This is a genomic window from Cronobacter muytjensii ATCC 51329, from assembly GCF_001277195.1.
Lineage (GTDB): Bacteria > Pseudomonadota > Gammaproteobacteria > Enterobacterales > Enterobacteriaceae > Cronobacter > Cronobacter muytjensii.
Genome location: NZ_CP012268.1, coordinates 1,514,027 through 1,540,684 on the forward strand (window position 1 = coordinate 1,514,027; position 26,658 = coordinate 1,540,684).

The following is a 26,658-nucleotide window of genomic DNA, read 5'->3' on the forward strand; positions in this document are numbered from 1 at the left end:
GCCAGCTTCACGATGCGCTCCTGTCTGAAAGCACTCGTTACCCCTGAAAACTCCTGACGGCGGATGCCCGGCATTCAGACACAGCGCACGCCCTGTTTTCCGTTGGCCCGCGCCGTCTGATGTTCCCGCTTTACAGCCCTGCGCAGGGGGGGATGGAAGACAACACCGGATGGCCGCTCAGGCGCAACTGCGCGCGTTCGCCGTCGTGGCGTAATTCGCCGTGCGCGCCGAGCGGCAGCGTGACGGTCTCCTGCTCGTGGCCGAACGCGAGCCCGGTCAGCACCGGTATATTGAGCCGTTCGCGCAGAAGGGCGGCGACGCTTTCCAGCGAGTAACCGTCGTCATAATCATTGCTCGCGGCGGCGGTAAAGCTGCCCAGAATCAGGGCCTTCTGGCGTGCCAGGATCCTGGCGGCGTGCAGTTGCAGCAGCATGCGCTCCACGCGGAACGGGTGTTCGTTGATGTCTTCCACCACCAGAATGCCGCCGTCAATCTGCGGCATCCACGGCGTGCCGGTGATGGATGCCAGCATCGCCAGGTTACCGCCCCAGACGGTGCCTGCGACAGCGCAGGGCGCGCCGTCGCTGCGCCACGCGAGCGTAAATTCCGGTTCGGTCAGCGCCTGCCAGAAGTGACGCCAGGTAAAATCGTTCATCTCCGGCGCGCCGAAATTGCCCGCCAGCATCGGGCCGCTGAAGGTTATCGTGTTGCCGCGCGCCAGCAGGCGCATCTGCAGCGCCGTGAAATCGCTGTGGCCGCAAATCAGCAGCGGGTTTTCTTTCTGGCGGGCAATCAGCGGCGCCGGATCGAAGATGTCCAGCAGGCGCGTCATGCCGTAGCCGCCGCGCACCGGCATCACGATAACGTCATTTTCAGACAATGCGCTCAAGGCCTGTAAATCGCCCAGCCGCTCATCGTCGCGCCCGGCGAAACGCTGCATGCGGCGCGTGATAACCTGCTGATTATTAACCGTTAAACCGGCTTCTTCGAGACGGCGGACGCCGCGCCAGGCGGCATCCTGATTAAGGCAATAACCGGACGGGGCGATGAGATGAATACGGGCCATAACAAATCCTTGCTGACATACCAGGCGAAACCGCTATCATGCCGCTAACCTTAGCGGTTGTCACCCGGACGCCCGCGCTGCGGTTCGGGACGACGCATTGTTTTGCACTGATATGGAAAGGAAAGTTGCGTGAAATTGAGATGGTTGATGTGGTTAGTGGTGTTTCTCGCCGGGTGTTCTTCCACGCCGGATTATAAAAACCCGCCCTGGAACCCTGAGGTGCCGGTAAAACGCGCGATGCAGTGGATGCCAATCACCGTGAAAGCTGGCGAGGCCTGGGGCGTCAGCCCGCGTCTGGTGACGGCGATTATCGCCGTGGAATCGGGCGGCAACCCGACGCTTGTGAGCAAATCCAACGCCGTCGGGCTGATGCAGATCAAAGCCTCCACCGCCGGGCGCGAAGTCTACCGCTATATGGGCTGGAGCGGTCAGCCGTCGTCCAGCGAGCTGAAAAACCCGGAGCGCAATATTTCGCTTGGCACCGCGTATTTGAGCATTCTGGAGCACGGCGTGCTGAAGGGCATTGAAGAGCCGCAAACCATGCAGTACGCGCTGGTGGTCTCTTATGTGAATGGCGCGGGCGCACTGCTACGTACGTTCTCGTCGGATCGCAAAACCGCTATCGAGAAGATTAACGACCTGAGCCCGGATGAGTTTGTCGACCATGTCGCGAAAAACCATCCGGCGCCGCAGGCCCCGCGTTATATCTGGAAAGTGCAGCAGGCGATGAACGCCATGTGATTAGCGCACCCGGCTGGCTTTTTCCCGGGCGATACGCTCCAGCGCGAAGATAATGCGCTGGAGCTCGCGCTCCGTCGCCGGGCTGACGTTTAAGAAGCGAAAGCTCAGGCGCGGCGTGGCGATGGTTTCGTTTTTACTGTCCACCACTTTGCGCTCGCTGATAGTCAGCAGCTGCGCGTCGAAGCGAAATTTTCCCCACTCCAGCAGATCGATTTCCAGCGGCGAGAATTGCATGCCGGCTTCCAGCCCTTCCGGCATCGTGCCTTCCAGCAGCGTTCCCATACCACCGAGCGACAGATCCTGTAAGCGCCCGCGAAACAGTTTGCCGTCCGGCATCCGCGCCAGACAGTAAAACTGCGGCTGTACCGGCGCGCTGATGCGAAAATGCTCGCGGCGCTGCACAAACCATATCGCTTCTGGCAGCGGGGCGACAAAGGCAGGCAGATTCTGATACTCCCCGGCGTTCAGCGCAGGCAGATTAAACTCCACCTTGGCGCCCTGGGCTTCGGCGCTGAACTGGATATGCGTCGCTTTTTGCACCGCCTGGTTTTCGCTGGTCTGGCTGCCGAAATCCAGCACCAGCTGGTCCGGCGACGCATCGAGAATGCGGCTGATAAATTGCCAGCTACCCCATGAAAGGCGGATCGGCGCCTGGCTTTTTTGCAAGTCGCGCAAAATCCCCAGTACGGCCAGCGGGTTTTGCTTCAGAAACTGCTCACTGTAATTGCTCACGTCGCGTGATTCCTTTAAATACTGACAGAGAGATGTGGATGGTTATCGGCCCGCGCGCCTGAAACTTAAGATTTATCCTAAAATATTTTTATTTCAGTATGAGGATAATCCGAGCTTACCGGAAGAATCTTTATTTATTACCTATACTTGAATCACTTCGGTTTACCGCGGCTTGCGGCAAGCCATTCTGAGAACTTAACCAAGAGGGTGGAGACTATGGGTATTTTGTCCTGGATAGTGTTTGGGCTTATTGCAGGCATCATCGCCAAACTGATTATGCCAGGCCGCGACGGCGGCGGATTTATTCTGACCTGCGTGCTGGGGATTGTCGGCGCCGTGGTCGGCGGCTGGCTGGCGACCTTCTTTGGTATCGGCGGCAGCGTGACGGGCTTTAATCTGCCAAGCTTCCTGGTGGCGGTTGTCGGCGCGATTGTGGTGCTGCTGGTGTTCCGCATGGTGCGCAGGGATTAACCCCACGGCATCCACGCGTTTATAAAAAACGGCCCCGCGGGGCCGTTTTTTTATGTCAGAAATCGTAGCCGACCGTTGCGGTCACGCTGCGCTCCGCCCCCCAGTAGCAGTTGGTGGTATAGCAGCCGGAAATATAGTCGCGATCGGTCAGGTTATTCGCCGTCACCTGAACAAACGCCCCTTTGAGCGCGCTGTTCCAGGCGCCGAGATCGGCCTTGACCATCGCATCCATCAGCGTCACGGAAGAGACGCGACGCGTGTTCTGGTCATCCGCCCACTGCTTGCCGATATAGCGCACGCCCGCGCCCGCGCTAATGCCGTAATCGAACTGATAGTGCGCCCAGAGCGAGGCTATCTGATCCGGCGTCAGCAGCGGCGTGTTGCCATTTTTACCCCCGAGAGAGTCTTCAAAACGCACACGGTTCCAGCTGTAGCCTGCAATGGTGCTCAAACGCGGCGTAAGCTGGTTACGCGCTTCAATTTCCACGCCTTGCGACTTCACGTTACCGACGGCCTGATAGCTCGACGTCGCGATATTTTCATCGCGCTGGGAGACATCTTTCTGTTTCAGATCGTACATAGCGATGGTGTACATATCCGACGTGCCTGGCGGCTGGTACTTCAGGCCGCCTTCATACTGTTCAGAAGTGCTGGGCTTAAGAAAATCACCGCTGGCATCGAACAGGATGGATGGGGTGATCGCCTGGCTGTAGCTGATATAGGGCGATAACCCGTTTTCGAAGGCATAGAGCAGCGAGGCGCGCCCGCCAACATGGTCATCAGAGCGACGGATCGTGGTGCCTGCGGTATCACTTACCTGTCGGGATACGATGCGGTCATAGCGGCCAGAAAGCGTGGCGTGCCAGCGATTCCACTCCAGCTCATCCTGCAGATAGACGCCGGTCTGATAGTAACGACGATTAAAGTCATTCGTGGAAGTGACCACATGCCCGGTTTGCGCCGTATCGCCGGTGAACGGGTTGTACGGCGCGGCGGTGCCGTACGCGCCCTGGATATCATTGCGGAACCGATGATATTCCGCGCCCAGCACGACGGTGTGGTTCACCTCGCCCGTCGCGAAATCCGCCTGCAGGCGGTTATCGGTTGACCACGCGTTAAGCGACTCCTCATAGCCGACATAGCCGCGCGCCAGCTGGTTATTGCTAAGCCACCCTGTCTGGTAAACCTGATCCAGCGAGGCGTTGCTGTGGGTATAGCTGCCGCTGGAGTGTACCGACCACGTCTCGTTAAAGCGGTGATCAAACTCCACGCTGTAAATCTGCTGGCGGCGGCGATAGCCATCGCCGGCGTCGCCTTCGTTATAGGTGTGGCTGACTTTGCGGCCATTGTGTGAATAAAGCGATCCCTCGGCAGGCGAAGAGCCGTGATAGCCGCCTGACGGATCTTTTTGCAGATACGCGCTTAACAGCAGGCTGGTATCGCTGTCCGGTTGCCAGAGCAGGGAGGGCGAAATCGCGTAACGCTCTTCCCGGGTATTGTCGTACTGGGTATCTGTGTTGCGGGTAATGCCGGTCAGGCGGTATGCCCACTGATCGTTAATGGCGTCTGTGTAATCAAACGCGGCGCTTTTGGTATTTTGCGTGCCGGCGGACAGGCGGAAATGCCCCTCGGAATCGAACTGCGGACGTTTAGCCGTGAGATTCACCAGCCCGCCCGGAATGGTTTGTCCGTAAAGCGCGGATGACGGGCCTTTAATCACATCCACGCGTTCAATAAACCACGGATCGATTTGCAAAATGTTATGGCTGCCGCCGTCGCTCATCAGGCGCATGCCGTTGAGGAAAATATTATCGACATCGCCGCCGTGAAAACCGCGCAGCGCCAGCGCGTCAAAGCGCGTCGCGCCGCCGCCCACATTTGAGAAAACGCCCGGCGTGTAATTGAGCGCCTCTGTAAACGTGCTGGCCCCCTGATCTTCCATCTGCTGACGCGTCACTACAGATACCGACTGCGCGGTCGTGATGAGCGGCTGGTCGGTTTTGGTCGCGCCGGTGCTGCTTTTTACCGTATAGCCTTCAGTGGGGGAGGTAGCAGTTTGCGCAGGGGCGGCGCTGACGGTGATGGTCTCTTCAGCAAGCGTTGCGTGCGGCGCGGCCAGCGCCAGCGCACAGAGCGCTGCGGAGCGTTTCAGGGTTAAAGCCATTTTCATTGTTGTCTTCTCAGGTTTGCCCGCTGCTGGTGTAACAGGGACGTAACGATATGTAATAAAGAATGCGAATTATTATCGTTAAGGGCGGGGGATTTCAACTGACAAAATTGGCGGGGAAAATATATCTGGTGAAAAAGAGCGCGAAGCGCGTCAGAAAGCGAAAAAAACTGCCCCCGAACGAGGGCAGTGGGAGGTCACGCCGGTATTACTGTGCCGGAGCCGGAGCGCTGCTGGTCGGCGCGGCAGGCGCGTTAGCTTCGGCAGGTGCCGCAGATTCCGCTTTCGCCGGCGCGGCGGTTTCCGCTTCGGCAGGCGTGTTCTGCGCGGCGGGTTTGCTCAGCATTTTGCCGTCCTGCTGCGGTGCCGCAGATTCCGCTTTCGCCGGTGCGGCGGTTTCCGCTTCGGCAGGCGTGTTCTGCGCGGCGGGTTTGCTCAGCATTTTGTTGTCCTGCTGCGGTGCGCTAGCGCTGCCAGGACGCGTCTGCGGCACGTCATTACACGGTTTTTCCGTGCCGCACAGCAGGTCGAGCATTTTTAGCGTCACGCCGTTCGTCCAGCCGAAACCGTCCTGCAACGGGTATTCACCGCCGCCGCCGCCGGTGCCGGTAGAGGAGACATCATATTTCTCCACCAGTTTCTGCTCGCGGTTATAGGTGTGCTGCACGTTAGTCAGGAAACGCCAGGTGACGTCCATCGCCAGATCTTTCTGACCATAATTCATCAGCCCCTCAGTGGCGACCCACTGCAACGGCGCCCAGCCGTTTGGCGCATCCCATTGCTGGCCGGAGTTAACGGTGGTGGTCAGAATACCGCCCGGTTTCAGTAGTTGCGCGCGGGTGGCGGCCGCCACTTTCTCGGCGCGATCCTGCGCCGCCGCTTTCACATACAGCGGGTACAGCGCGGCGGCGGTCAGCTGATCGCGCACCTTATTAGTTTTCAGATCGTAATCGGCATACCAGCCATGCTTCGCGTTCCACAGGTGGGTTTCCATCGCCTGCTGACGCTGGCTTGCGAGCGATTCATAGCGGGTAGCGCCCGCGGCGTCGCCCGACGCTTTGCTGGCGCGCGCCAGGGTTTTTTCCAGCTGGAACAGCAGGGCGTTGAGATCCACCGGCAGGATCGTGGTGGTGCGAATCGAGCCGAGCTGCTGGGGGTTATCCATCCAGCGCGAGCTGAAATCCCAGCCGGAGGCGGCACCTGCGCGCAGATCGCGATAGATTTCCGTCGCCGGACGATCCGGGTTGTTTTTAGCGGTGGTCACGTCGTCAAGCCAGGATTCGGTACGCGGCGCGTCGCGATCGTCCCAGTAGCGGTTCAGCAGCGCGCCGTCTTTCAGCTTCACCACGCGCTCATGGGCGTCGCCCGGGGCGAGATTTTCGCTGCCTTCCATCCAGTAGGCATACTCTTTTTGCAACTGCGGCAGATATTTTTTCAGCGTCTCGTCGCCGCCTTCATGGGTCGCCAGCAGTTCCACCATAAAGGAGAAGAACGGCGGCTGGGAACGGCTTAAATAGTAGCTGCGGTTGCCATTCGGGATATGGCCCCAGGCGTCAATCTCATGGGCGAAGTTATCGACCATATCCTGCACTTTATCCCAGCGATCGCTCTCGGCGAGGCCCAGCATAGTGAAGTAGGTGTCCCAGTAATAGACTTCGCGAAAACGTCCCCCCGGCACCACGTAAGGCTTCGGCAGCGGCAGCAGGGAATCCCATTTGCTGGCGGAATCGGTGGAGCGCGTCAGCACCGGCCACAGGCCGTCGATATGCTCGCGCAGGCTTTGGCCTGCGGGCGGCACATAGGCTTCACCTTTCTGCGGCAGGGTAAAGTTCAGCTCGACGAAGTGGCGTAAATCGAAGCCCGACTGGTTACGCTGCATGCGGTAGTCGGCCAGGATCATCAATGGGTCGCTTTTGGGCACCGCATCGGCGAAGGTTTTCTGATCGGGAAACAGCTTCGCGCTCTGCACATCGGTAAACAGCGGACCGAGCAGCTGATCCGGCGACTGCGGCGCGGCGCGTTCCGCGGGCGCGTCCTGCGCGCTGGCAGGCAGCGTGGAGAAGGCCAGCAGCGCGCCGCTGAGGGCGACCTGAATGGCGAAAAACAGCGTCCGGGGACGGCGCGTAACGGCTTGTGTCATCAATTAATTCTCCTTAACGGGGCGCAGCGCACACCACTGCGAATCAACCATATGAAAACCTTAGACGAATATTCCCGTTACGAGGGCGCGTAAAGGGGAAATTTCTGTTTTTCGCCCCCGGTTCAGCCCCGGTTTAGGTTAGCCGGGGCGAGGTCTGCCGGTGCACGAGCGTGACGGGAACCCACTCGACGCGCGCGGGCGTATGCGGCTGGCGCGCGCGGTCGGCGAGACAGTCGAGCGCCCGTGCGGCAAGCGCCGTCACATCCTGATGCAGCGTGGTAAGTTGATAAGCGTCATACGCCGTCTGCGGGGTGTTGTCGAACCCGATCAGATGAAAATCGTGCGGCGCGGTTTTGCCAAGCCGCCGCATGCCGTCGAGAAAGCCGCAGGCGAGCTGCGCGTTGGCGCAGAAAATCCCGTCCAGCGAGGCGTGAGCGCTGCGCGCCGCCGCAAGGCCCCCCTGGTAGCCGTCTTCCGGCGCGTTAAGTGGCGTGGCATGCGCCTCGCGCACTCCGCGCGCGCGGAGCGCCGCCTGAAACGCCGCGCCGCGCTCAACGCCCGCCCAGGTCGAGTGCGGATAGTTAAGCCAGCCGAAGCGGCGACAGCCCGCGTCGCACAGCTGCGCGGCGGCAAGCTGCGCGCCCTGGGCGTTATCGGAGCAGACCGTGTCCACCCGCGCATGCGTTGCCGGGCGGTTAATGCCGACCACCGGGATCTGATGCCGCACGCAGTCATCGATAATGGCCTCGGGCGGCTGGCCGGACGTCACCACCACGCCTGAGACGCGATATTGCATAAAACGGCGCAGCGTCACCTCAAGCTCCGTCTCGCCGGCGATTTCCGTCACCAGCGCCTGGTAGCCGCGCTGCGAAATAGCCTTAATGAGCGCCTCCAGCAGCGCGCTGCGAAACGGATCGCCGATGCGCGCCACAATCACGCCGATAAGCTGGCTGCGCTGGCGGTTAAGCCCCTGCGCCAGAAAATTAACCTGATACCCAAGCTCTCTGGCGGCGGCCAGCACCCGCGCTTTGGTCTCAGGTGAAATGCTGCCGCTGTCGCCAAGCGCGCGCGACACCACGGCGCGCGACACGCCCGCAAGCGTCGCGACATCCTGCGCCGTTACCGCCCCCCGCGTCTGACGCGGCTTCATAACGCCGCCCGCAGGCGAGCCAGATCGTAACGCTGGCCGTCTTGTGCTAAAAACAGCGCCGGGTGGCGCTCGCAGGCGTCGCGAATAGCCGGAATATCCGCCTCCCAGCAGTGATAAAGCCCCAGCGCGGGCAGTTGCAGGCATTCGCACACCGTCAGGCAGGAGGGGAAATCGCCGTGGGAGGCGTCATCCTCCAGCGCCTGCCACGAGGCGCACTCCTGAAACGCCAGCGTCGCGCCGGCCATCAGCGCCAGGCTGTCGGGCGTCGGCCGGCCGTCACCGCTGTAAAACAGCGCCATGCCGTGCGCGTCGATGCGCAGCGCGCGGCACGGGATTTCATGCTGCGTCGGCGCGCTGCGGATGCGCCAGTCGCGCCAGCGCGACTCGGCGGTAATATCCTGCCAGTCGATATCAAAACAGAACGTGGTCTGCGGCCAGACCGCCAGCAGAGACAACTGCTGCAACACCGCGCGCTGGGCAGGCTCGCAAAAAATAGTGAGCGGTTTGACGCGCCCGAAACTTTTCCACTGGTTCAGCAGCGGGGCGAGCCCCGCGCAGTGGTCGGGGTGGATATGGGTAAACCAGATAACGTCGATAGCGTTAATGTCCGTTTTACGCTGCCACAGCGCGCGCGGGATCGTCGGGCCGCAATCCACCAGCCACTGCCCGCCGCCCTGGATAGTGATTGACGAGGTATTTTGCTGCGTGGCAAACGCGCTGCCGCTGCCGAGCACATCAATAATCATTTTCCCACCTGTTTTCCCGCTCACTTAATTAAATTGTCACAAAGGCGCGACAAAGTAGGTGCCTATCATGTCGGGGCGACGTTGCATTTTTTTTACACCGTAGTGAACACGTGTTCATCGTTAAAAATAATGTCGCGAGAATGCAGGTGAGGGCGATGAGTTATTTACAGATAACGCAATTAAAAATGGGCTATGGCGATAACACGGTGCTTCACAATATTGATTTATCCGTGCATCGCGGGGAAATGATTGCGCTGCTTGGCCCGTCCGGCTGTGGGAAAACGACGCTGTTAAACGCGCTGTGCGGTTTTGTGCCAGTGGAATCCGGTGAGATTATTCTCGCCGGGCGCAATATCACGGCGCTGGCGCCGGAGCGGCGCAATATTATTATGGTGTTCCAGAGTTATGCGTTATGGCCGCATTTTACGGTGGCGCAAAATATTGGCTTTGGATTAACCCTGCGTAAATTACCGAAGGCCGACATCCAGGCGCAAATAAAAAAGATGCTGGCTTTGGTGAATTTATCCGGCTTTGAAGACCGCAAAATCAGCGCGCTGTCCGGCGGGCAGCGGCAGCGCGTGGCGCTGGCCCGGGCGCTGGCGGTAGAGCCGGATGTGCTCGTGCTCGACGAGCCGCTCTCAAACCTTGATGCCCGCGTGCGCCTGAATGTGCGCCATGAAATCAAAACCCTGCAACAGCAGCTCGGTTTTACCTCGCTTATCGTCACCCACGATCAGGAAGAGGCGCTGGTGATGGCCGACCGCGTAGCGGTGCTCAACCAGGGTCGTATTGAACAGGTCGGCACTCCGCAGGCCATCTGGCAGCAGCCTCAAACGCCGTTTGTGGCCGATTTTATGGGCGCCACGAACCGTATTCGCGCGCAGGCGGGCGAGACGCTCTGTTTTCGCAGCGCCGACGTGACGATAAGCGCCGCGCCCGGCACGGCCCTCGCGGGCGGGCTGACGCTTGCGGGCGTTGTCGAGCAGAGCGCATTTATGGGGCACCAGTATCGCCACAGCGTGCGGGTCGACCATCATCTTTTCCAGGCGGACAGCCCGCAGAGCTGGCCCGTCAACGCCGCCGTGGCGCTGCATGTGCCAGCCCGGGCGCTGCACCGTTTTAACCAGCCTTAGTTCTCTTTTACTCACACAGTCAGGGGTATTTCATGTTTGCTAAAACTCACATTGCGCTGTGCGCGGCGCTCTCGTTCGGCACGCTTGCCAGCGCGCAGGCGGAAACGGTGCTGAACGTGGCGACAGCGGGCGACCAGAATATGGTCGATTACGTTAAAACCTTTCTTGCGCCACGCTTCGAGGCGAGTCATCCCGGTGTGAAAATCCGGGTGGTCGGCACCGGGCCTGGGGGTGCGGGCTCTAATAAAATCATCGAAAAGCTGACCGCCCAGCAGCAGAGCGGGTCGCCGCAGTGGGATATCGACGTCGCGGTTGTGCATCAGAAGGCGGGTGGGGAGCTTGTGGAAAAGGGGCTGCTGGCGAAATTCCGCGACCAGATCCCGACCGGGAAAATGGTCTCGCAGGCGAGCGCCCGCAATGCGCTGGGCGTGGATGTCGACGGCTATGTGATGCCGATGTTCCTGAGCCAGACGGCGCTTGCTTACAACAGCGAGCTGGTAAAAACGCCGCCCGCCTCGTATGACGAGCTGGTGCGGTGGGCGCAGAAAAACCCGAAGGCGTTTGGCTATAACGGCATCAAAAACGGCATGTCCGGCGTGAGTTTCGTGGTGGGCTGGATCTACGCTTACGGCACCGACGCCGCGCGGCTCAGCGCGCAGCCTTATGATAAAAGCGTCGAGAAAAGCTGGGGGCCCGCGTTTGAAAAACTCAAAGCTTTTAACCAGAACGTGACCTTCACGCCGGGCAACGCCGGCACGCTCGATATGCTAAGCCGCGGCGAAATCGCCATGGGGCCTGTGTGGGTGGATATGTTTTATAGCTGGAAAGATCAGGGCAAAGTGCCGCCGTCGCTGAAGCTCGCGCTGATTGCGCCGGGGATGCCGGGCCAGCCGATGTATTACGTCGTCCCGGCCCGTGCGGCGCAGGCGACGCTTGCGCAGGACTTTATCGCGCTCGCGACAAGCCCGGACGTGCAGGCGCAGGGCATCGTTAAGCAGTTCAACTGGTATCCGGGCATCGACGCGCAGTACGTAAAAGCAAAGCTCGACGCGCCGACCTGGCAGAAATTGTTCGCCGAAATCTCGCCGCAGACGCTGGCGAACTACGGCAAGAGCTTCCCGATTGCCCCGTACTTTGACGATATCAAAGAGGGCTACGAGAGCCAGGTCTCAAACTGACCCCCGCGCGCCCGACGGTCGCGTCGGGCGCTGTTCTGGTGACTTTCCGGGAATAACCTGATGAGAAAATCCCTTCATTACGGCCTGCTGGTAGCGCCCGCCGCGCTGCTTACCGCCGTCCTGTTTTTATATCCGCTGGGCTTTTCGCTGGTGTCGGCGTTTGTCACCGACGCCTCAGGGTTTACCCTGACGCACTTTCGTAAAGTTTTTGACCTCTACTCGCAGGACATTCTGTTCTCGCTTGCTATCGTGCTGGTGTCGGTGGCCCTGCTGGCGGTTATCGCCGTGACGCTTTCCGGCGTTATTGTGCTCTCGCCATACCCTCTTCTGGCGCGCGCGTTCGGGCTGCTTTACCGTCTGCCGCTGTTTATTCCGTTTATCGTGACGGCGCAGATGATGCGCACGTTTCTCGCCAAAAACGGCCTGATGAATAACGCGCTGGTGGCAGGCGGTCTGATGACGCCGCTCGACACCGTCTCCTGGCTCGGCTGGAAGGGCATCATTATTACGTTCGTCTGGAAGCAGATGGCGTTTGTGACGCTCCTGACCTGCGGCGCGATGGCGGCGATTGAGCCCTCGCAGATCCAGGCGGCGAAAAATCTCGGCGCGTCGCGCCTGCGGATTCTGTTGCAGGTGCTGCTGCCCCAGGCGCTGCCGACGCTCGGCGTGGCGCTGGTGCTCTCCACCGTCACGATGCTCTCGGTATTGTCGGTGCCGCTGATGATAGGCACCGGCACGCCCACCATGATGACCGTCGATATGGCGTTTCGCGTCAGCTCTTATGGCGATTATCACGTCGCGAACGCGCTCGGGGTTATCTCATATCTGATTTGCGCCGCGCTGTCGTGGTTTTACCTGCGCCATACGCTTAAAGAGAAAGGAGCCCACGCATGAGCCCGATGGCGGAAAACCCGGCGTTCACGCCCGCGCGCGCCTTTAGCCTGACGCCGTTTCGCGCGGGCCTCTTCTGGCAGACGCTGCTGCTGGTGTTGCTGCTGCTGATACTGCTCGGCCCGGTGCTGAATCTGCTTATCTGGACCGTGGCGGAGCGCTGGTATTTCCCGCACGCGCTGCCCGCCGAATGGGGAATGAAATACTGGTCGCAGGTATTCAGCCCCTACAGCGATGTCGGGGGATCGCTGCTCACCAGTATCGGCATCGCGCTACTGACCGTGGCGGTGTGTCTCGTGGTGGCGGTGCCCGCCGGCTACGCGCTCTCCCGCAAGGGAATGCCGCTGCGCTTTTTCTTTATGCTGCTGTTTCTGATCCCGCAGGCGTTTCCGGGACTGACGGTCTATATGAACGTGGCGCGGCTCTTTTATCAGTGGGGGCTGAACGGGACGATAACGGGCGTAGTGCTGGTCCACAGCGTTCACGGCATGATGTACGCCATCTGGATAAGCGTGGCGGCGTTCAGCAGCGTCGACCCGCTACTTCCGCGCGCCGCGCGCAACCTCGGCGCGAGCGCGGCGTACACGTTCTTTCGCATCGTGCTGCCGCAGGCGGCGCCTGGCATCATCGCCGCCAGCATTTTTGTGTTTCTGGAGTCGCTGGATGAGTTTACCGGCGCGTTTTTTGTCGGCGCTCCGGATATCAGCACGCTGCCGCTACTGCTTTATAACGCCAGTATGTCCGGCAATTATCAGATCTCGTCGATTACCGCGCTGATCCTGCTGCTCCCGTCGGTGGTGTTTATGCTGGTGGTGAATAAGTTCATGCGCCCGGAGATGCTCTCGAAGCTCGGCAAATAACGGCGTTTAGCCTGTCTCGCCGAGCAGCGCGCGCGTGTCGGCCACGGCGCGCGTCAGGAGCGCCACTGCCTCTTCCTGCGAGCGAAGATTGGTGTAACCGATAATTAACCCGTAACGTTTTTCGGGCAGCAGGTACCAGGGCGAGAGCGCGTTCACCTGCAACTGGTGCTGCTGCCAGACGCGGGCGAGCGCCTCGTCGCAGGTGGCCGTTTTTAAATAGGCCACGACATGCATGCCGCCATCCTCAAGCGGCGTGGCAAACACGCCGGGATAGACCTGGTGCAGCGCCCTGATAGCCATTTCACGCCGCCGGGCATAAAGCGCGCGCATTTTCTTCAGGTGCGCGTAGAAATCGCCGCCGCTTAAAAACGCCGCCAGAATCTTCTGCATCAGCAGCGGCTGGCCGCCGGTGAAGAGGGCGCCGCTTTCGAGGAAAGCCTGTCTGGCCGACCGCGGCATCACCAGATAGCCGATGCGTACCGAGGGCATAATGGTCTTGCTGAAGGTGCCGATGTAAATCACGCGATCATCGGTATCAAGGCTTTTCAGCGACGGCAGCACGTTACGCGTGTAGTGAAACTCGCCGTCGTAATCATCTTCCACAATCCACGCGTTGTGCTGAGACGCCCATGCGAGCAATTGCTGCTTGCGCGGCAGCGAGAGCGTGACGCCAAGCGGGCTGTGATGCGAGGGCGTCACGATGGCGAGCCGGGCGTCCGGGCAGTGGCGTTGCAGATGCGCTACCTGTATGCCCTCATCATCCACCGGCACCGGATACAGCGCAGGCGCGCGGGCTTTCAGCAGCCGCTGCCCCACAAAATACCCTGGCTCTTCCAGCGCCACGCGGTCGCCGTGGCCCAGCAGCGCCTGGAGGGTGAGCAGCAGGTTGCCGCGATAGCCGCTGGTGATGAAAATATCGTCGGCGTCACATGCCACGCCGCGCGAGATGGTCAGATAGCTGGCGATGGCCGCGCGCAGCGGCGCGAAGCCCGCGACGGGCGGGTTTACCATCTCTTCCGGGCGCATGGCGCGCGTTGCGCGCGCGCACAGCAGCAGCCATTTCTTATAAGGAAAGCGGTCCAGCGACGGAATGCCGGGGCGCAAAAAGCCGTCAGGTTCGTGAAGGGTGAGCAGGCCATCGTTACCGGCCGGGTGCGCTGGCGCTGGCACTGCCGGGCGCGGTACTGACGCGAGCGCCGGGTTGACGCAGGTGCCCTGCGGCCCGCGGCTTACCAGATAGCCTTCGCCTACCAGCACCGCGTAGGCCGCCTCGACGGTTTTCTTCGCGACCTGTAACTCCTGCGCCAGCAGACGGATGGACGGCACGCGGTCGCCCGGTTTCAATACGCCGTCGCGGATATTCTGGCGGTAACGCTGGTAAATCTCGCGATAGCCCGGTTTCATGTCCTGCCTCGTTTCATCATTTATGACCCTTTTTACTATGTCATAGGCCCGTAAGATAGACGAAAAGTTTCTGACGCGCTCCGCACCGCGCGGGGTGATTTTTTGTGATGAAGGAGTTCCCATGAATACGCGCGTAAACCATTACCAGGCCGTTCCGGCGCTGGTCAACACGCTGATGAACGCCAGCGCGGCGCTGAAAAAAAGCAGCCTGTCGCCGACACTCAAGCATCTGATTGACCTTCGCGCGTCGCAGCTTAACGGCTGCGCGTTCTGTGTCGATATGCACTGTAAAGAGGCAAGGATGGCGGGCGAGCGCGAACTGCGGCTGTATCATCTGGCGGTATGGCGCGAGTCGCCGCTCTTCAGCGCGCAGGAGAAAGCGGCGCTGGCCTTAACAGAAGCGATGACACGTATTGATGAGTCTGGCGTCAGCGACGCGCTGTACCACAAAGCGCGCGAGCATTTCTCCGAAACGGAGATCGCGGAAATCGCTTTTGCCATTGCTATCATCAATAGCTGGAACCGACTGCAATTGGTGTCGCAAATGGCGCCCGGCAGCCAGGATGCCGCGTTCGGCCTGGCGCGCGCCGGGCTCGAATGACCCCGTTTTTTTCTCGCTGAAAGCCCGCCTGTGCGGGCTTTTTTTATGGGCCTGATCCACGGGTGTCACAGGGCTGACTCCAGAAAAGCTTATTTTTTAAGCACATAGCAGACCTCTTTGCGCAACCCGCGCCGCGCCTGAGACTTAAGTGAAACCGATTAAAAAATCTACTGGATATTTAACCAGGTGCCTGTATACTATTTCTACAAAGCACCAGGTGTTGTTGTAATTGAGTCAGTGAATGAGTGGTGAAACCTATGATGATTCCGCTGGAAAATCTTAATGCTCAGGATCAATCGGTCACAATGAGCAGCCGTGAAATCGCTAAGTTGACAGGTATTGCCCACAGTGAAGTGAAGCGCATGATCAAAAGCCTGGAGACGGCGCAGCGCCTGTCCCAACCCATCGGCATTACGCTCTACGAGCGGGATGGAGAGATGCGTCAGGAGTTCCTGTTAAACAAACGTGATTCGCTGCTGACGGTCGCGCGTATTTCGCCGGCGTTTACCGCTGAAATGCTTGACCGCTGGCAGGAGCGCGAACGTAACGCCAGCCTGCCGGACTTTACCAACCCGGCCGCCGCCGCGCGCGCCTGGGCCGAGCAGTATGAAAAGCGTCAGCGGGCGGAGCAGCAGCTGGCTCTCTTCGCCCCTAAAGCCGAGTTCTTTGACCGTTTCGTGCAGGTTGAAGAGTCGCTGGGCTTTCGCCAGCTGTGCAAAATGCTCAAGGTGAAGGAGCCGGAGTTCCGCCAGTTCCTGCTGGAGCGCAACATTATGCAGCGCGCCAACGGCACGCTGGTGCCGCAGCACCATCACCTCCAGGCGGGTTACTTTACGCTGCGCTCGGGCGTGGGCGAAAACCTGCATACGTTCTCTCAACCGCGCTTTACGGCGCGCGGCGTGAAATGGGTGGCGAGCCTCTGGGCGGCGCACCTTGCCGCACAAACCAGCGGCGCCGCGGCCTGACGGCCAGGTGTCGCGCTATCGCCCGGCGATGTCCGGCTTACGTCTTGTTTCTGCGATGCCCGCAGGCGGAGGCGGCAAGACCGTGCGCGCCGGGTTTTGTTTATTCTGCCGCTTTCCCGCCACCACATTTCGCACTTGAGCGCCGCGCGCGCGCCGCGTATAACCCTCGCAACAGTCTGAAAGGATAATGCGATGTCTGTGTTTGCCCCATTACGCGCCCCGCAGGCGCTGGCGCTGATTAACCGCTGGTTCGACGACACCACGGAACGCTTTACGTCGCCCGACGCGCCACCCGATCATCCGCTGCGCGCGGGCGACTATTCGCTGATGCTGAATGTTGAGTCGCGTCGGGTGACGCTTGAGGAGAGGGACGAGGGAGAGGCTGATGACGACCCTGCCGGGTGGCACGGCGCGCTGTCGCCCGATGAGGTGCGCGCCGACTGGCTCGCGCCGCTGACGGCGCTTATCGGGGCGCGGCTCGACATGCTGCGGCGCGAGACGCCGTTCCGCTATTGCCGTTTCCATATTGAAGCCCGTTTCGCCACGAGCGAGGGGCTGTTGCAGACCACGCTCTTTGAGCATCGTGATACGCGATACATCGACGAGCTGCGTCAGGCGATGCAGGCGTATCAGCGCGACGTGCTGGAGAAGGGCGACGCGCCAACCGATCCGACGTCGACGCTTTTTTATTGCGGTAACGCGCTAAATCATGACCTCTTCCCGCAGCCGGATCTTCCGGCGCTGTTGCGCGACTGCGAGCGCATCCAGCAACTGAATAAGGGCAGCGCCGCGCTTGCCGAACACCGCCACTGGATAGCGTATCTTCTGAGCGACTATGTGGAGCGCGAGTGTCTGCCGCGCTGGTTTACGGTGCAGGAGAACGCCTGGCGCGAGCGGCAGTATGAGCGCAGGCCCGACACGCCGCCGCCTGCGGCAGACGAAAGCGAACTGTTGCTGTATACCGCCGTGATCATCCTGCGTTTTGAGCCCTCTTACAGCAAATCGAAAGGGCTGCAACTTCTGACGCTGGCGCAGCAGCTCGGCATTAAAAAAGCCGCCGCGTATCTGAAAACCGGCACCGGCGTGCTGGCGCAGGACGTAGCGACGTTTGAGAGCGAGCAGGTGAAATGCGCCGCTAACGATGTTATCGCGCAGGTGACGGTGCAGATCCGCGAGGAGACGGCTGCGGCCTATGAGCAGGCGCTGGCGTTTCTGTGTCGACTGCTGGCCCATGAATTCCCGCGCAGCTATGCCCTTAAGCTGAAGTCTGGCGCGAAGCACGGGTTGCCAGTGAAGGGCCTCGCGCGCAATGACACGCACCGGTTTTTCGCCAACGCGCTGACGTTTGAAAGGCTGCATCCGGCGCTTGAGCGTTACGCGCGCGCGGCGATGCGCCAGTATGAGTGGTACAGTGACGCGCAGGCGGAAAAATGCTGTATGCCGGGCAGCTACGCCGTTTTCGGGCTGGCGCTGGCGAGCGAGGCGTATTTCCCGCTGCTGGCGGATTATATGGCGCTGCTGGATGACGAGCACCAGTCGGTACAGGATGGTTTCATTAACGCCTTTGTGGCGCGCTATGCGCTTAACGCCCGGACGGCGCCCGCCCTGGTGGCGTGCCTTCGCTGCGCTACCGACGCGCTAAAGCTAAAACTTTCACCGTCGGAAGACGCCGATCTGCTGCATGCGCTGGCGATGGCGTTTCGCGATTTATCGCCTGACGAGGCCTGCGCTGTGCTGTTCCGGCTGTGGGGCAAGCCGGAACGGCTGGCGAAACGGGCGGCGAAAACCAGTGGTGAGACTGACGCGCGCTGGCAGGCGCTGCTGGAGGCCGCCGGTCTTTCGCAGGCGTAACGTGCGTTACGCCCGGGCGGCGAAGATCTTCGCGCCGATCGCGCGTGCCCGGTCGGTTGCGGCGTCGGGCGTACTGAGATCCGGCAGAAACAGCAGCGCATTGTTGATAACCGGCGCGCCGCAGTAGTCGAAAATCCCGTGAGCTATCTGCGTGTGGTACGCCTGGCGGTAATCATGTTTCTCGTACGTTTTGCGATCCGCTCCGCCGATGCCGACCAGGTGTACCGGCAGATGCCCCAGCTTTTTCACGATCCCGCCCTCAGGGCGTTCTTCATACGCCCAGCCGTTCGCGAAGACGCGATCGATCCAGCCTTTCAGCAACCCGGGCATCGACCACCAGTAGACCGGAAAAACCAGCACCAGCGCGTCGGCGTTATCGATGCGTGCCTGCTCTTTCGCGACGTCCGGCGGCACCGGCGCGGTTTTCATAAACGCCGCGTAGTCGCCCTCGTTAAACACCGGGTTGAAGCCTTCGCGGGTGAGGTCGGCAATCTCCACGCTGTGCTGCGCGCTGGCGCTTTTCACGCCGTCGGCCAGCGCATGCGCGACGCTGTGGGACAGAGAGTGTTCTGACGGATGGGAAACCACGATCAAAGCGTGCATGTTTACTCCTCCTGCGTTGCCATCAGGCGGCAATGGACGTAATCTGATATACCAAAGGTAACCTACCTTTGGTAAGTTACTTTTGGTAGGTCATGTTGTCAAGGAGAAAACCTATGTCTGACACCCGTACGCGCACGCGCCTTAGTCGCGATGAGCGGCACATCCAGTTAATGGCCGTTGCCTGGGAAATTATCCGCGACGAGGGCACCGAGGCGCTGACGCTGGGCCGGCTGGCGGAACGGGCGGGCGTTACTAAACCAGTGGTGTACGATCACTTTACCAGCCGCTCCGGCTTGCTGGCGGCGCTCTATCGCGAGTATGAACAGCGCCAGAACCGCAAAATGGACGAGGCGATTGCGCGCACGACGCCCGAACTGGCACCGCTTGCGTCAGTCATCGCCGATGCCTATATCGAATGTGTGCTGTTGCAGGGCCGCGAAATGCCGAACGTGATGGCGGCGCTTACCGGTACGCCGGAGCTGGAAAAACTACGCCAGGAGTACGCCTGCGACTTTATCGCCAAATGCCGCACGCTTTTTGCGCCGTTTCGCGGGGCTGACACGCTGCGCGACGCCGCGCTGTGGGCGATGTTCGGCGCAGCCGAGGGGCTCTCATGGGCCGTGACGATCGGTGCCATTGACGCCACGCAGGCAAAAGCGGAACTGCGCGACGCGATAGTAGGGATGGTGGAGAAGGGATGAGGTATGGCCGCAAGGGGCGAGAATACGCGCTCTGGCATGTTGTATGCGCGGCTCTCAACGCCGGGGCTGCATCTGTGGGGCAAACGGACATTGCTGGATAAAACCGCAGCGCCAGGATAACGTACCGCATGACGTATTATTCACCCCATCTGGCTTCGCATGTTCCTGATTAAAACACTTTCGCTGAGTTTTCTTTGCATTACCCTGCTTTCACTTGCCGTGAGCGTCGGTCTGGCGGTGTATCACCACGACCCCGAGGCGCAGCGAGGGTGGTGGGCCGCCCGCAGCGACTCTGCGGGGCTGGCGCCCGATCCCCGCAAAAACGCCGGGTTGGCGGTGGTGCAGGTTTACGCCGCCCCGACCTGGGGCTGGAAAGGCGTGGTCGCAGTGCATCCGTGGATAATCTATAAGCGCGCCGGAGAAACGCACTATCACCGCTATGAAGTCATTAGCTGGGGAGCGGGTAAGAAAGTGCGACACAACCGCAATGCGCCAGACGGCTACTGGTATGGTTCGAAACCCCGTCTGCTGGTGGAACATCGCGGGACACAGGCCGAAGCGATGATCCCGCAAATTGAAGCCGCTATCACCTCCTGGCCCTGGCCTGAGACTTATCGCGTCTGGCCTGGGCCAAACAGCAATACGTTTATCGCCCATATCGGCCGGGAAGTTCCGGCGCTGAAACTGGATATGCCCGCTAACGCTATTGGTAAGGATTTCCGCTCGCTGCGCCATATCGTTGGTTTGCCGCCGTCAGGGCGCGGCGTTCAGATCTCCGTGTTGGGCGTGGCGGGGATCACGCTGGGCGCGGAAGAGGGCCTTGAGGTCAATGTGCTGGGGCTGAATATGGGCGTGGATGTCTCGCCGCTGAAACTGAGGCTGCCATTTATTGGCGGGGTGGGACGCGACAATTTGCAGAAAAACCGCGAAGGCGGCGAGCAATAAACTGACGCCTGCGTGACGAAAAAACGATAAAGCGAGCCGGCGAATTTTAGCAGGATTATCGTTAGCGGTTTATTTTGCGGCTGGCCCTGGCATGCAGGTGCGACTTTTTTATCGCCAGTAAAGCGTGATGGCACCCCTTAAACAGGCTTTCTGAGCCTGTTGAGGCATAAAAAATGCGCCCGCAGGCGCATCATATTTAGTGCAGACAGCACTGCTTATATTTTTTACCGCTGCCGCAAAAACAGGGATCGTTACGCCCCGGTTTCTGTTCGGACACTACCGGTTGCTGCGGCTCAGGAATCGCGTCCGGCTGCGCAATCCAGTAATCGTGTAAAGCCAGCGCGGCGGGGCGGATAGCGGCGAAACGTTCTTCCAGCTCTTGCGGTGAAAGCGCCTCCAGCTGCGGGAAGTTTTCTTCTTTGCCGTGCAGGGCGATGGCGTCCAGCGCGGGCTGTAACGTCTCCGGCAGCGACGACCAGTCGCTCAGCGTCACGCCGCGCATATAGCCAAAGCACCACTCTTCCACCACGGTGAACGCCTGGCCTTCGGTCTCGCGCTCGCCAAACAGCGGATCGAACTGCTCCGGGAACTCCGCGAGGCGATCGGCGATATCGTTCATATGCTGGAAGCACAGTTCCATAAAGCGGTTCATCTCACGCTCGTTGCTCCAGCGCGGAATGCGGTTTTGTCCGCCCCAGAGCGCCACCAGCCATTCGCTCGGTTCAATGCTGCGTGGGCCGGAAAGCACGGCGGTCAGCAGGCCATCCAGCTCGGCGACATCGACAATCGACTCCTCGCTGCCATATTTTTCCAGCATATCGTCAAGCCATTGCAGCTCTTTTTCGGTCAATGGGCCTTCGTTCATACTGTTGCCTCCCGGGCGCTTACGTTAAAGAGCGCAGCAGTGTACACGCTTTTCTCCTGCGCTTAGCGATAAATCTGACTGCCTGAGAGAAACCGCGGCGTTATTCGTAATCGCCCGTCGCTCTGAATGCGTGTCTAAACATAAAAACAAAAATCCACGCGATGGCGTGGATTTTAATAAGTTTGCCTCAGGAGAGGTAATACAACCTCATACGGCGCACATTTTCTTTAGACGTTGAACAGGAAGTTCATGATGTCGCCATCTTTGACGATGTAGTCTTTCCCTTCCGCGCGCATTTTGCCCGCTTCTTTCGCGCCCTGTTCGCCTTTGTAGGTGATGAAATCGTCATAGGCGATGGTTTGCGCGCGGATAAAGCCTTTTTCAAAGTCGGTGTGGATTTTACCGGCCGCCTGCGGCGCGGTCGCGCCAACCGGGATGGTCCATGCGCGCACTTCTTTCACGCCTGCGGTGAAGTAGGTTTGCAGGTTCAGCAGGGAATAACCGGCGCGGATCACGCGGTTCAGGCCCGGCTCTTCAAGGCCCAGTTCCTGCATGAATTCATCGCGCTCTTCATCGTCGAGCTCAGCGATATCGGATTCCACGGCGGCGCACACCGGCACGACGACAGACCCTTCTTTCGCGGCGATTTCACGGACCTGGTCGAGGAACGGGTTGTTCTCAAAACCATCTTCGTTGACGTTCGCGATGTACATGGTCGGCTTGAGCGTCAGGAAGCTCAGGTATTTGATGAGATCTTTCTCTTCTTTGCTCAGATCCAGCGCGCGCAGCATACCGGCGTTTTCGAGCTGCGGCAGGCATTTTTCCAGCACGGCCAGCTCGGCTTTGGCGTCTTTGTCGCCGCCTTTGGCTTTCTTGGAGATGCGATGAATCGCACGCTCGCAGGTGTCGAGGTCAGAGAGCGCCAGCTCGGTATTGATGGTGTCAATATCTTCTGCCGGGTTCACTTTGCCCGCGACGTGGATGATGTTGTCGTTTTCAAAGCAGCGCACCACGTGGCCGATAGCTTCGGTTTCGCGAATGTTGGTCAGGAACTGGTTGCCCAGACCTTCGCCTTTCGACGCGCCTTTCACCAGGCCCGCGATGTCCACAAACTCCATCGTGGTCGGCAGAATGCGCTGCGGCTTGACTATCTCGGCAATCTTGTCCAGACGCGGATCGGGCATAGGCACGACGCCGGTGTTCGGCTCAATGGTACAGAACGGGAAGTTCGCCGCCTCAATACCTGCTTTGGTCAGCGCATTGAACAGAGTGGATTTACCGACGTTCGGCAAGCCGACGATACCGCATTTGAATCCCATGTTTTACATTACCTTAATTGCTGGTTTATCAGGGGGTTAGAAATAACCCGATGATGAGAAATGGTGTTATTTGGCTATTATACACGTAACAGGCGCGCAACGGGGGAGAAATCACCCTCGCGCCGCGCCGCCGCGCCGGTTATTGCGCTTTAAAACTGTGCAGGCGATTAGTGGCTTTGGTTAAGCCGTCCTGCAGCCAGATTTCGGTGCAGCGCGCCGCTTCGTCAACGGCCTCGTTTATGAGCTTTTGCTCGCTGACCGGCGGTTTGCCAAGTACAAAACCGACAACTTTATTTTTATCGCCCGGATGACCAATGCCGAGTCGTAAACGATGAAAGTTCGGGTTATTGCCAAGCTTGCTGATGATGTCTTTCAGGCCGTTATGACCGCCGTGACCGCCGCCGAGCTTGAATTTCGCCACGCCCGGCGGGAGATCCAGCTCATCATGCGCGACCAGGATTTCATCGGGCGTGATGCGGTAAAAGGTGGCCAACGCCGCCACAGCCTTACCGCTCAGGTTCATAAAAGTGGTCGGCACCAGCAGACGCACATCATTGCCGTTGATATTAATGCGCGAGGTATAACCAAAAAATTTGGCTTCTTCTTTCAGCGGCGCGCGAAAGCGTTCCGCCAGCAAATCTACATACCATGCGCCCGCGTTATGGCGAGTGGCAGCATATTCCGCGCCGGGGTTGGCAAGGCCCACTATCAGTTTAATCGTCACGTTATTGTTCCTGAACATCTCTGTTTGCGGCGTAGTTTACTGTGACGCCGCGCAGATCACAAAACCGCGACGCGGCGGGGCGGCAAAATCAATAATCACTGTCATGAATAATTAGATTTTCATTCAATTCATTGGCTTATTTGTAAAGTTTCGTTCCTGGAATGTTCATAAATGTGATCCCCGGCGCAACCCTCACGCATAAGCGTTGCCTATACTTTACACATAAATCGCAGGGATACTTTCCCGCCCAACATTCCGGAGGTGACTATGAAACGCAAAAACGCGTCGTTGCTCGGCAACTTTTTGATGGGGCTGGGGTTAGTTGTCATGGTCGTCGGGGTCGGTTACTCCATTCTTAACCAGTTGCCGCAGCTTAATCTGCCACAATTTTTCGCGCACGGCGCCATATTGAGTATTTTTGTCGGGGCTGTGCTCTGGCTTGCGGGCGCCCGTATCGGCGGTCATGAACAGGTATGCGATCGCTACTGGTGGGTGCGCCATTATGATAAACGCTGTAAGCGAAACCATCACTCCAGCTAATGCTTAAATGCTGTGAAAAAGCTCCCGCCGGTCGGGAGCTTTTTTTATGGTAGTCTCTTGACCCTCACGTTACGTCAGGGCTCACAGTGGACTTCGCAAGGGAAGAGGAGAGCGTTTATGTTGCTACAGGTGGGTGAACTCGCGAAGCGCGCCGGACTGACGGTTCGCACGCTACACCACTACGAAAGCCTCGGGCTGCTCATTCCCTCCGGCCGTACTGCCGCCGGCTATCGGCTCTATAACCGTGATGATATTCAGCGTCTGCATCATATTCAGGCGCTAACGCGGATGGGGCTGAGCCTGGCGCAGGTGCGGGAGTGCCTGGAGAGCGGTAGCGTGACGCTGCCGGAGGTTATCGACACGCAAATCGCCATGCTTAACGCGCAGCTCAAACGTACCGAGACGCTGCGCGACCGGCTGGTGGCGCTGCGTGAAGGGCTTCTGGCGGGCGACGAACCGGATCTTCAGGAATGGCTTAAGACACTGGAGTTGATGACGATGTATGAGAAATGGTTTTCCCCGGACGAACTGAAACAGCTGCCGTTCGCGCAGCAAAATACCGATCGCGAGGCGCAGTGGGCGGCGCTGGTGAGTGAGGTAAAGGAAGCCGTGCGTCGGGGTATGTCGGTAAGCGACCCGGCCGCGCAGGCGCTCGCCACACGCTGGATGGAGACGCTGGAGCGCGATACCGCCGGCAATCCGGCGTTTCTGACGCGCCTTAATGAAATGCATGCTGCCGAACCCATGATGCGCGACCAGACCGGGATTACGCCTGATATCATCGACTGGATAACGCACGCGTTTGCCGAGAGTAAGCTCGCTATCTACCAGCGCTATCTGACGCCGGAAGAGTTTGCGTTCACCCGCGAGCACTATTTCGATCGCATGATGGAGTGGCCGCCGCTGGTGGCGAAACTGCATGAAGCGGTAGACGCGCAGCTCGATCCTGAAAGCGAAGAGGCGCGCGGGCTCGCCGCGCACTGGCTGGCGCTGTTTGAGTCGTTCGCGGGGCGTAACCCGCAAACGCAGCAGAAATTTCGGGAGGCGATGATGCGCGAGCCGCATCTCTCTAAAGGCACCTGGATGACGCCGGAAGTGTTGGGCTGGCTGCAACAGGCGTTTGGCGCGCTGATGCAGGCGCAGGGGGCTGCGCCTGCGCGTTAACTTAACTTAGTGTGCGGCTAAGGCCGCGTGGCTGTCCGGGAAGAACGCGAGACGCCCAGGGATGGGCTGGACGCCTGCGCGCGCCAGCGTGCGCAGCGGCTGGAATTCCAGATGACACAGGCGCAGCTCGCAGCCCTCCGGCAGGCGTTCAATAAAGCGCTGTAACGCATCAAGACCGCCTGCATCCAGCACCGGCACCGCGTCCCACTGCATCACGATAACCCGTTTGCCCGCCGCCTGCGCCAGCAGCGGCGTAAAGACGCCTTCCGCCGCGGCGAAAAACAGCGGCCCGGTTATCCGTACGGCCAGCGTGTCATCCGGCACGCTAACGTTAAGCGGTGCAACCCGCGTCATCCGCGCCACCCGGCGCATAAACAGCAGCGAGGCCAGCACCACGCCGACGCTGATGGCGATAACCATATCAAACAGCACCGTCAGCGACATGCACAGCAGCATCACGATGATATCGTCCTGCGGCGCGCGGCGCAGCAGGCCGATAACCTTATGCGCCTCGCTCATGTTCCACGCCACCATCAAAAGTAGCGCGGCCATCGCCGAGAGCGGCAGCCACGAGAGCAGCGGCGCCAGCGCCAGCAGGGCCAGCAGCACCAGCAGCGCGTGAAAAACGGCAGCGACAGGCGAGGTGGCCCCGGCGCGCACATTCGCCGCCGAGCGGGCGATGGCGGCAGTCGCGGTGATACCGCCAAAAAACGGCGCCACCAGATTGCCGAGCCCCTGACCGATAAGCTCGCTGTTCGCGTTATGACGCGTGCCGGTCATGCCGTCCAGCACCACCGCGCACAGCAGCGACTCGATAGCCCCGAGCATCGCCATCGAAAACGCGGCGGGCAGCAGGGCGCGCAGCGAATCGAGGCTCAGCGTAAAGCCTGAGCCCGGCAGATCCCACGGCAGCATCAGCTGCGGCAGAAGCGGTGGAATGCCGCTGCCCTGGGTGCCGTCCGCGAGCAGGTAGTGGAAGCGCGAGCCGATGGTGGCAACGTTGCCGCCAAGCAGATGCACAATACCCATGACCGCGCAGCCCGCCAGCAGCGCAGGTAAATGCCCCGGCAGCCGGATGCCAAGACGCGGCCAGAGGATCAGCACTGCCAGCGTGACAACACCGATCGCCGCATCGCCGGCGTTAAAACCCGGCAGCGCCATCGCCAGCGCCGCCACTTTCGGCAGATAGTGTTCCGGCACGTGCGCCATCTCAAGGCCGAAGAAATCTTTGATCTGCATGGTGGCGATGGTAATACCGATGCCGGAGGTAAAGCCGAGCGTCACCGGCAGCGGAATATATTCGATCAGCCGCCCGAAGCGCGCGAGGCCAAACAGCACCAGGAACACGCCGGACATGAGCGTCGCCACCAGCAGGCCCGACAGCCCGAACTGCTGGGCGACAGGATAGAGGATTACAACAAACGCGGCGGTTGGCCCGGAGACGCTAAAGCGCGACCCGCCGCTCAGCGCGATCACGATCCCGGCGACGGCAGAGGTATAAAGTCCGTACTGCGGCGGCACGCCACTGCCGATAGCCAGCGCCATTGCGAGCGGAATGGCGATGATCCCGACTGTGATACCCGCAATCAGGTCGCGGCTCAGCCGGGAAAGCGTGTATTTTTCACGCCAGCAGGCCTCCACCAGCGCGCGGAAAGGAAGAATTTGCGAAAGATACTGAGTGTTCACGATACGCGGTCCATG

Annotated in this window: 25 protein-coding genes; 13 read left to right on the top strand and 12 right to left on the bottom strand. The window is 60.0% G+C overall.

Features of this window, described 5'->3' with window-relative positions; translation table 11 throughout:
- Positions 1-130: 130 nt before the first annotated feature.
- A complete protein-coding gene (ldcA, locus tag AFK63_RS07065) occupies positions 131-1,066 on the bottom strand; it encodes a muramoyltetrapeptide carboxypeptidase (RefSeq protein ID WP_038862472.1) in 936 nt (311 codons plus the stop codon).
- 129 nt (positions 1,067-1,195) lie between these two features.
- Here ldcA and emtA point away from each other — a divergent pair, with 129 nt between their 5' ends.
- Entirely contained in the window at positions 1,196-1,807 is a 612-nt protein-coding gene (gene emtA / locus AFK63_RS07070) for a membrane-bound lytic murein transglycosylase EmtA (protein WP_038862473.1), read from the top strand.
- On the opposite strand, the gene ycgR is transcribed toward emtA, so the two are convergent.
- Entirely contained in the window at positions 1,808-2,539 is a 732-nt protein-coding gene (ycgR, locus tag AFK63_RS07075; RefSeq protein ID WP_038862476.1) for a flagellar brake protein YcgR, read from the bottom strand.
- 216 nt (positions 2,540-2,755) lie between these two features.
- On the opposite strand from ycgR, the gene AFK63_RS07080 reads away from it, so the two are divergent.
- Positions 2,756-3,010, top strand: a complete 255-nt coding sequence (locus tag AFK63_RS07080; RefSeq protein WP_038862478.1) for a GlsB/YeaQ/YmgE family stress response membrane protein — start codon at positions 2,756-2,758, stop codon at positions 3,008-3,010.
- A gap of 55 nt (positions 3,011-3,065) precedes the next feature.
- Here AFK63_RS07080 and AFK63_RS07085 read toward each other — a convergent pair whose 3' ends face one another.
- From AFK63_RS07085 to AFK63_RS07100, 4 genes are all read right to left on the bottom strand, one after another.
- A complete protein-coding gene (locus AFK63_RS07085) occupies positions 3,066-5,180 on the bottom strand; it encodes a TonB-dependent siderophore receptor (RefSeq protein ID WP_038862479.1) in 2,115 nt (704 codons plus the stop codon).
- 205 nt (positions 5,181-5,385) lie between these two features.
- A complete protein-coding gene (locus AFK63_RS07090) occupies positions 5,386-7,317 on the bottom strand; it encodes an alpha,alpha-trehalase (RefSeq protein WP_038862480.1) in 1,932 nt (643 codons plus the stop codon).
- A 133-nt stretch (positions 7,318-7,450) separates the two neighbouring features.
- Positions 7,451-8,467, bottom strand: coding sequence for a LacI family DNA-binding transcriptional regulator (locus tag AFK63_RS07095; protein ID WP_038862481.1), 1,017 nt, complete (start codon positions 8,465-8,467; stop codon positions 7,451-7,453).
- The gene (locus tag AFK63_RS07100; protein WP_038862482.1) at positions 8,464-9,213 is read right to left on the bottom strand and encodes an MBL fold metallo-hydrolase; all 750 of its coding nucleotides are present in this window, start codon (positions 9,211-9,213) and stop codon (positions 8,464-8,466) included. The genes AFK63_RS07095 and AFK63_RS07100 overlap by 4 nt, the downstream gene beginning before the upstream one ends.
- A 155-nt stretch (positions 9,214-9,368) precedes the next feature.
- Between AFK63_RS07100 and AFK63_RS07105 the strand changes: the two genes are divergently transcribed.
- The 4 genes from AFK63_RS07105 to AFK63_RS07120 are packed head-to-tail and all read left to right on the top strand — an operon-like array spanning position 9,369 to position 13,275.
- Complete coding sequence (locus AFK63_RS07105) at positions 9,369-10,346, top strand: ABC transporter ATP-binding protein (protein ID WP_038862484.1); 978 nt, start codon at positions 9,369-9,371, stop codon at positions 10,344-10,346.
- A 32-nt stretch (positions 10,347-10,378) separates the two neighbouring features.
- Positions 10,379-11,524 (top strand): ABC transporter substrate-binding protein, encoded by a 1,146-nt coding sequence (locus AFK63_RS07110; RefSeq protein WP_038862485.1) that lies wholly within the window; start codon positions 10,379-10,381, stop codon positions 11,522-11,524.
- Between the two features lie 60 nt (positions 11,525-11,584).
- The gene (locus AFK63_RS07115; RefSeq protein ID WP_038862488.1) at positions 11,585-12,418 is read left to right on the top strand and encodes an ABC transporter permease; all 834 of its coding nucleotides are present in this window, start codon (positions 11,585-11,587) and stop codon (positions 12,416-12,418) included.
- 5 nt (positions 12,419-12,423) lie between these two features.
- On the top strand, positions 12,424-13,275 hold the full coding sequence (locus tag AFK63_RS07120; RefSeq protein ID WP_407638551.1) for an ABC transporter permease: 852 nt from the start codon (positions 12,424-12,426) through the stop codon (positions 13,273-13,275).
- Positions 13,276-13,281: 6 nt separating this feature from the next.
- On the opposite strand, the gene pdxR is transcribed toward AFK63_RS07120, so the two are convergent.
- Positions 13,282-14,679 (bottom strand): MocR-like pyridoxine biosynthesis transcription factor PdxR, encoded by a 1,398-nt coding sequence (gene pdxR / locus AFK63_RS07125; protein WP_038862489.1) that lies wholly within the window; start codon positions 14,677-14,679, stop codon positions 13,282-13,284.
- A gap of 121 nt (positions 14,680-14,800) precedes the next feature.
- Between pdxR and AFK63_RS07130 the strand changes: the two genes are divergently transcribed.
- From AFK63_RS07130 to AFK63_RS07140, 3 genes are all read left to right on the top strand, one after another.
- Positions 14,801-15,280, top strand: coding sequence for a carboxymuconolactone decarboxylase family protein (locus AFK63_RS07130; RefSeq protein ID WP_038862490.1), 480 nt, complete (start codon positions 14,801-14,803; stop codon positions 15,278-15,280).
- Positions 15,281-15,537: 257 nt separating this feature from the next.
- Positions 15,538-16,245 carry a phage antirepressor KilAC domain-containing protein gene (locus AFK63_RS07135; RefSeq protein WP_038862491.1) on the top strand — a complete coding sequence of 236 codons (708 nt, stop codon included), beginning with the start codon at positions 15,538-15,540 and terminating at the stop codon, positions 16,243-16,245.
- 192 nt (positions 16,246-16,437) lie between these two features.
- A complete protein-coding gene (locus tag AFK63_RS07140) occupies positions 16,438-18,096 on the top strand; it encodes a DUF6138 family protein (protein ID WP_038862492.1) in 1,659 nt (552 codons plus the stop codon).
- A gap of 6 nt (positions 18,097-18,102) precedes the next feature.
- On the opposite strand, the gene AFK63_RS07145 is transcribed toward AFK63_RS07140, so the two are convergent.
- Positions 18,103-18,699, bottom strand: coding sequence for an NAD(P)H-dependent oxidoreductase (locus AFK63_RS07145; protein ID WP_038862494.1), 597 nt, complete (start codon positions 18,697-18,699; stop codon positions 18,103-18,105).
- Between the two features lie 113 nt (positions 18,700-18,812).
- On the opposite strand from AFK63_RS07145, the gene AFK63_RS07150 reads away from it, so the two are divergent.
- Both AFK63_RS07150 and AFK63_RS07155 read left to right on the top strand, forming a co-directional pair.
- Complete coding sequence (locus AFK63_RS07150; RefSeq protein WP_038862496.1) at positions 18,813-19,400, top strand: TetR/AcrR family transcriptional regulator; 588 nt, start codon at positions 18,813-18,815, stop codon at positions 19,398-19,400.
- 159 nt (positions 19,401-19,559) lie between these two features.
- Positions 19,560-20,345, top strand: coding sequence for a DUF3750 domain-containing protein (locus AFK63_RS07155; RefSeq protein ID WP_038862497.1), 786 nt, complete (start codon positions 19,560-19,562; stop codon positions 20,343-20,345).
- Positions 20,346-20,541: 196 nt separating this feature from the next.
- Here AFK63_RS07155 and AFK63_RS07160 read toward each other — a convergent pair whose 3' ends face one another.
- From AFK63_RS07160 to pth, 3 genes are all read right to left on the bottom strand, one after another.
- Positions 20,542-21,210 (bottom strand): YecA/YgfB family protein, encoded by a 669-nt coding sequence (locus AFK63_RS07160; RefSeq protein WP_038862498.1) that lies wholly within the window; start codon positions 21,208-21,210, stop codon positions 20,542-20,544.
- Positions 21,211-21,437: 227 nt separating this feature from the next.
- On the bottom strand, positions 21,438-22,529 hold the full coding sequence (ychF, locus tag AFK63_RS07165) for a redox-regulated ATPase YchF (protein WP_038862499.1): 1,092 nt from the start codon (positions 22,527-22,529) through the stop codon (positions 21,438-21,440).
- 139 nt (positions 22,530-22,668) lie between these two features.
- Positions 22,669-23,253 (bottom strand): aminoacyl-tRNA hydrolase, encoded by a 585-nt coding sequence (gene pth / locus AFK63_RS07170; RefSeq protein ID WP_038862503.1) that lies wholly within the window; start codon positions 23,251-23,253, stop codon positions 22,669-22,671.
- A gap of 267 nt (positions 23,254-23,520) precedes the next feature.
- Between pth and ychH the strand changes: the two genes are divergently transcribed.
- Both ychH and AFK63_RS07180 read left to right on the top strand, forming a co-directional pair.
- Positions 23,521-23,793 carry a stress-induced protein YchH gene (gene ychH, locus AFK63_RS07175; protein WP_007682132.1) on the top strand — a complete coding sequence of 91 codons (273 nt, stop codon included), beginning with the start codon at positions 23,521-23,523 and terminating at the stop codon, positions 23,791-23,793.
- 117 nt (positions 23,794-23,910) lie between these two features.
- Positions 23,911-24,957 carry a MerR family transcriptional regulator gene (locus AFK63_RS07180; protein WP_038862505.1) on the top strand — a complete coding sequence of 349 codons (1,047 nt, stop codon included), beginning with the start codon at positions 23,911-23,913 and terminating at the stop codon, positions 24,955-24,957.
- Between the two features lie 6 nt (positions 24,958-24,963).
- Here the strand turns inward: AFK63_RS07180 and dauA are convergent, their stop codons facing one another.
- Positions 24,964-26,643: a C4-dicarboxylic acid transporter DauA gene (dauA, locus tag AFK63_RS07185; RefSeq protein WP_038862507.1), complete on the bottom strand. Its 1,680-nt coding sequence runs from the start codon at positions 26,641-26,643 to the stop codon at positions 24,964-24,966.
- Positions 26,644-26,658 lie beyond the last annotated feature (15 nt).